A 6,030-nucleotide genomic window follows, 5' to 3' on the forward strand; every position below is an offset into this window, starting at 1 on the left:
CCGCGGTTGCGCGCCACACCTTAGCTGGGCGTCCGTCATGGCGTTGTCACATCCGAAAAGATTGCATCGATTCCAGTCTTAACCGCTTGTGCGATCGATCGCCGATCACACGGGCGGCGAGCCCTCATACTCGCCAGAAAACAAATGAGCGGCACCAAAGTCGTCGCGTGCATCAAGGTCAGTGCCAGATGTTGGACGAGGCAAATGAAGCCTCGGCTAACATCGTCGTATTCCGCTTTCCAACCGCGCGATCGGCATATTGTCTGTGCGGTGAGAGGAGCGTGACGTCGTGTGCAGCGGAGTTGTTTCTTCGCCCGTGCCAGGGAGTTTCTACAATAGCGTCGTCTCCCTTAGCAACTGCATGCCGCTCAACAATGCCGTCAGGAGCGCGGTTTAAACCATCGTATAGTCGCTACATACGCTTCAATGGAAGGCGTCTACCTCGATATGACTGGGTAAATGCCTGGTGCTCCGATAGCGTGAGTGCTGCACAGAGCTGTCGCGGAGAATGGGCGTTCGGGGGCAATGAACGAAAACTAGAATGCAAGATAGTAGGCGGGGCACGACCTCTAACTGAGCCGATTGCGACCAGCCCGGACACGACGGCCACGGTTAGCGACGGCCCCCACAAAATCCGGAATATCCCAAAAGTCCTGCCGCCCGCGCGGTCGAACCCAAACGCCGTCAACAAGTCAACATCAAACCCATTCGCTGGCGACACCATCGAACGAGCACCGCCACGCCGTTCGTTGTCCGCCTGATGCGTGCCTCAGCAACGCAGCAAGAAGCAGGAGAGTCTTTCATGCGCCCTCAGCTCCAATGGAGGACGTGCTGGGAAAATGACTTACAACTTGCCGACCACGTCGCAATCTCTGAGTTCTTTCGAAATGCTTACGGTCCGACCGGGGCGTTTAACGCGCAGCCGTTTGAAGGCAATCGAAGCTGGGCCGGCGCGAGACCTGAACTCCGTGTGATTGGCTACGATGATCGCGGCGTGGCCGCTCATATCGGCGCGCTGCGGCGGTTCATCAAGGTCGGCGAAATCGATCTGTTGGTGGCCGAACTTGGATTGTACGCGGTACGCCCGGATCTCGAGGGGCTCGGCATCTCTCATTCGATGCGCGTAATGTATCCGGTGCTGCGGGAGCTCGGCGTTCCCTTTGGGTTCGGCACGGTTCGACATGAACTCAAAGAGCATATCTACAGGCTACTCGGCCGCCCAGGCTTGGCGACGATTGTTCCGGGCATTCGCGTGCGGTCTACCCTTCCGGATATTTATGCCAACTTGCCGCCAACCCGCGTCGACGACGCGTTGCTCGTCGTTTTCCCTATAGCGCGGGCGATGAGCGAGTGGCCCACCGGTACATTCATCGAGCGTAATGGGCCAGAGCTGTGAAAGACGCAAGTGGGTCCTTCGAAGCGCACAGCAAGCGGGCCAAGGATGCCGTCGGCCACAGCGTCTATTTGACGTTTGACGACGGGCCTAATCCATTTTGCACGCCGGGTATTCTCGATGTGCTGGCGGAATACCGCGCGCCGGCGACGTTCTGTGTCCTTGGCACGTACGCCGCGAATGAGCCAAAGCTAATCCGAAGGATGGTCGCTGAGGGGCATGAGGTAGCAAACCACACGATGACACATCCGGATCTGTCCAAATGCGAACCAGACGAAGTGCAATATGAAATACTGACGGCGAGTAGGGCCATCATGAGCGTGTGTCCCCAAGCCGTGGTGCGACACGTGCGTGCACCGTATGGCATTTGGACCGAAGAGGTGCTGGCCAAGTCAGCGAAGGCCGGACTGGCGGCTCTCCACTGGTCAGTGGACCCACGCGACTGGTCATGCCCGGGCGTCGATGCGATCGTTGGCGCAGTGTTAGCATCTGTCCGCCCTGGTGCGATTGTGCTTCTGCACGACGGATGTCCGCCCGATGAGCTGGGGCGGTGCATTCATTCAGGTCTGCGCGACCAGACGCTGAAGGCACTTTCCCAACTTATTCCAGCCTTGCGTGATCGCGGTTTCGCGATCTGCCCGCTTCCCCAACTTCACTGAACAAATCGGCGTCCCATGAACCTGCTTGCCACAACCAGCACTGTAGTCGTCTCGTCTTATGCGTTGCTCTCCGCGGTCTACAAGACCGTGCAGGCGTTCCATGCCTCGCCGACACCAGCGTCTTCGGCGACATCAGATGCAGTCCACCCCGAATCTATGCCGAGTGTGGATGTGATCGTACCATGCTTCAACGAGGATCCGGGTACGCTGTCGGCCTGCTTAGAGTCCATTGCAAGCCAAGACTACGTCGGGCAGCTGCGCGTCTATGTGGTTGATGACGGCTCTGGAAACCGGGAGGACGTCGCACCCGTCCACCATGCCTATGCCTACGATCCGAGGTTCAACTTTATTCTCCTGCCGAAGAACGTTGGAAAACGCAAAGCACAGATTGCAGCGATCCGGCGCTCATCCGGAGATTTGGTGCTTAACGTCGATTCGGACACGATACTCGCGAGCGATGTAGTCAGGAAGCTTGCATTGAGAATGCAGGATACTGGTATCGGTGCTGCCATGGGGCAGCTGACCGCGAGCAACCGCAGCGACACCTGGCTAACCGGGCTGATCGACATGGAGTACTGGTTGGCGTGCAATGAGGAGCGCGCAGCTCAAGCTCGTTTCGGTGCGGTCATGTGCTGCTGCGGACCATGTGCCATGTATCGACGATCCGCCCTCGATTTGCTACTGGATCAGTACGAGGCGCAGTTCTTTCGAGGAAAGCCGAGCGACTTCGGCGAAGATCGCCATCTCACGATTCTCATGCTGAAGGCAGGATTTCGAACCGAGTACGTTCCGGACGCCTACGCCGCGACAGTCGTTCCAGATAAGTTAGGTCCGTATCTGCGACAACAGCTCCGCTGGGCCAGGAGCACTTTCCGAGACACGCTGCTTGGGCTGCGCCTTTTGCCCGGTCTCGATCGATACCTGACGTTAGATGTTATCGGGCAAAACATCGGCCCGCTTCTTCTGGCTCTTTCGGTTGTTACAGGCATCGCGCAGCTCGCGCTCACGGCAACAGTGCCGTGGTGGACATGTTTGATGATCGCATCGATGACCATGGTACGATGCGGCGTAGCAGCCTTGCGCGCGCGTCAACTGCGATTTCTTGCGTTTTCCCTGCACACGCCCATCAATATCTTTCTGCTACTTCCGGTCAAAGCATATGCGTTGTGTACGCTAAGCAACAGCGATTGGCTCTCACGCAAATCAGTCAAGGCTCTCGGGTCTGGCGGAGACCAAGCGCTAAAAGAAAACCACGAGCCCCAACCAGACCTCACCCGACCTTCGGGACTCGCTGTGCCAGTTCGGAAGTGGGATGCTTCGCGCCGTCCGTCGAGCGGTGACACGACTGCACTTGCAGTGGCGAGTGATACGGACTGAGGAGTGGACAGCTCATGAACCAGGAAAGCGGTTACCAATCGTTAGAGCGAGAATTGGCTGCCGATGATCCATGGCGGCTGGACGGCAATCCGTTCGAGCGAGAGCGTCACACGCACATGCTGCGGCTTTCGCTTTCAAACGGCTTCATCGCAAATGGGCTCGAGGTCGGCTGCGCGGCGGGCGCATTCACGGAAAAGCTGGCGCCACACTGCGAACGACTTACAGTCGTCGACGTCGTGCCGCGAGCGATTGGCCGGGCGAGTCAACGGACGAAGCGATGGTCGCACATCACATGGATAGTCTCTGACATTCAACGGTTCTCGAGAACAGACCAGTTCGATTTGATCGTGGTGGCGGAAGTGCTCTACTACCTCCGCGATGTTGCCGAGATGCGTACGGCCATTGGCAATTTGGTGCGAATGCTTGCGCCGGATGGGCATCTGGTTTTCGGATCAGCGCGTGATGACACCTGCCGTGGCTGGGGACATGCGGCTGGTGCCGAGACGATCATCGCAATGCTGAACGAAACATTGGTCGAGGTCGAACGGGTGCAATGTCGAGGCGATTCGGCCAACGAAGACTGCTTGCTTGCTTGCTTTCGAAATTCGATCGGGTCTTCCGTTTCATTCAACAACCGACCTTAGCATTGAGGCACCATGCGCATCTGTGGCATCAAGTTGACGCACGACGGGTCCATCGCCCTTGTGGAGGATGGACGTCTGGTCTTTTGCATCGAGCATGAAAAACGCGACAACAATCGACGGTACTCAGCCATCGAGAATCTCGATACGGTTGTTCTCACATTGGCGGAATACGGCCTTCATCCCCGCGATGTTGACCAGTTCGTCATCGACGGCTGGGACGGGGAAATCGAATCACAATTCCAGGTCCTGAGTGGATCGGAGCTTCTCACTCTCAAAGGTGCGCCGTATGTTGAACGCCCCGAAGGAATCCTCTCTTCACATGAGGGGAACGGGCTTGTGCTCGACGGCAATAGCTTCTCCTATAGGAGCTATGCACACGTCACGGGCCATATTGCCTCTGCATACTGCACAAGCCCGTTTGCGAAAGCGGGAGAGCCCGCTTTCTGCCTCGTGTGGGACGGCTGCATCTTTCCGCGACTTTATTATGTAAAACCCGGTGGCGGCCGCTTCCTCGAGTGCCTGTTCCCGATGATAGGGCATGCCTATGCCGTCGCGGGCCATCACTTTGGGCCCTACCGGCAGGCGAGCCGGACCAACTGGGACCTTGGCGTTGCGGGCAAACTGATGGCCTATATCGGTCTGGGGACGCCTGATGAAGACGTTGTGACAGTATTTAGGGAGATCTACGAGAAGCACTTTGCGGCGGACACGGAGTCTGCCCAGCGCTACCGAGCGAATATAAATGACGCCGAAGCGTCACTTGCCGCGACGCATGACTTCTTCGACGAAAGCGCACTTCGATTGGAGGCCAAGCGACACGAAGATATACTTGCGTCATTTCACGTTTTTCTTGAGCGTCTGCTCGTGCGGGAGATGGGCCTTGCTTTGCTGCGGCATTCGAACGTTCCCGGGCCGCGCAATCTTTGCATCGCCGGCGGTTGTGGTCTTAATATCAAATGGAACAGTGCGTTACGTGAAACCGGCCTGTTCGATGCGGTATGGGTACCGCCGTTTCCGAATGACAGTGGCTCGGCTATCGGAGCCGCTTGTTCGGCGTTGGTCGCGGACAAGGGTTTCGTGCCGTTGGAGTGGTCGGTCTATGGTGGCCCGGCCCTCGCAGCTGGTGATGGATCAGCAGAATGGGAAGCCGCGCCCTGCAGCATAAGTGAGCTTGCCGCTCTCCTTGCAAGTAATAAACCCGTAGTGTTCCTTGCTGGTCGCGCCGAACTCGGGCCGCGTGCCTTGGGTGGCAGAAGCATTCTTGCCGCCGCAACATCGCCCGGAATGAAGGACTATCTCAACGACATTAAATTTCGCGAACACTTCCGTCCGGTTGCGCCGATATGTTTGGAGGACCGAGCGGCGGATATTTTCGATCCTGGGTCGCCGGACCCTTACATGCTCTTCGATCATCAGACACGGCCAGAGTGGCGCGAGAGAATCCCAGCCGTTGTGCATCTTGACGGATCTGCACGATTGCAGACCATTGGTAGAACATCCCAGCATAAGGTTGCTGAACTTCTCATTGAATATGAGAAGCTCACTGGCCTACCGTTGCTCTGCAATACTAGCGCCAACCACCATGGACGAGGCTTCTTCCCCGACGTCACAGCTGCCTGCGAATGGGGGCGCATCGAACACATCTGGTGCGACGGTTTGCTCTGGACCAAAACGCTCGAAGCCAAGGTGCCGTCGCCCGAACTGCTTTTGACAAGCTGAGATGAACGCATGTCGAGCGTAGCGATCGACCTTGCCGCTGTAAGCAAATCATATCGTGGCAAACCCGTTGTCAACGGGCTGTCGTTTACTGTGGCGGCGGGAGAGTGCTTCGGACTACTTGGACCGAATGGCGCGGGCAAAAGCACCATCGTGCGCATGATACTTGGCATGGCGCCTCCGGACTCTGGCCAGATTAGGGTGCTCGGCAAGCAGGTGCCGACACACGCGCGTTTGGCAC

The 6,030-nt window shown here is 57.5% G+C and carries 6 protein-coding genes; all 6 read left to right on the plus strand.

From position 1 onward, the window contains the following. Nucleotides 1-802 precede the first annotated feature (802 nt). Nucleotides 803-1,396, plus strand: coding sequence for a NodA family N-acyltransferase (locus SO140_RS45140; protein WP_449384373.1), 594 nt, complete (start codon nt 803-805; stop codon nt 1,394-1,396). Beyond that, complete coding sequence (gene nodB, locus SO140_RS45145) at nt 1,393-2,052, plus strand: chitooligosaccharide deacetylase NodB (RefSeq protein WP_449384374.1); 660 nt, start codon at nt 1,393-1,395, stop codon at nt 2,050-2,052. The genes SO140_RS45140 and nodB overlap by 4 nt, the downstream gene beginning before the upstream one ends. Before the next feature lie 15 nt (nt 2,053-2,067). Next, nucleotides 2,068-3,429 carry a chitooligosaccharide synthase NodC gene (gene nodC / locus SO140_RS45150; RefSeq protein WP_449384375.1) on the plus strand — a complete coding sequence of 454 codons (1,362 nt, stop codon included), beginning with the start codon at nt 2,068-2,070 and terminating at the stop codon, nt 3,427-3,429. Nucleotides 3,430-3,443: 14 nt separating this feature from the next. Then, nucleotides 3,444-4,073 (plus strand): nodulation methyltransferase NodS, encoded by a 630-nt coding sequence (gene nodS, locus SO140_RS45155; RefSeq protein ID WP_498544131.1) that lies wholly within the window; start codon nt 3,444-3,446, stop codon nt 4,071-4,073. 12 nt (nt 4,074-4,085) lie between these two features. Beyond that, complete coding sequence (nodU, locus tag SO140_RS45160) at nt 4,086-5,792, plus strand: nodulation protein NodU (RefSeq protein WP_498544132.1); 1,707 nt, start codon at nt 4,086-4,088, stop codon at nt 5,790-5,792. A 9-nt stretch (nt 5,793-5,801) separates the two neighbouring features. Further along, a partial coding sequence (locus SO140_RS45165) for an ATP-binding cassette domain-containing protein (protein WP_498544133.1) occupies nt 5,802-6,030 on the plus strand: 229 nt, incomplete at its 3' end.

Source organism: Bradyrhizobium sp. UFLA05-108, assembly GCF_059803455.1.

Coding starts and splice junctions, on each gene's coding strand:
- nodC (WP_449384375.1), top strand. CDS start 2,068: ATGAACCTGCTTGCCACAACCAGCACTGTAGTCGTCTCGTCTTATGCG.
- nodU (WP_498544132.1), top strand. CDS start 4,086: ATGCGCATCTGTGGCATCAAGTTGACGCACGACGGGTCCATCGCCCTT.
- SO140_RS45140 (WP_449384373.1), top strand. CDS start 803: ATGCGCCCTCAGCTCCAATGGAGGACGTGCTGGGAAAATGACTTACAA.
- nodS (WP_498544131.1), top strand. CDS start 3,444: ATGAACCAGGAAAGCGGTTACCAATCGTTAGAGCGAGAATTGGCTGCC.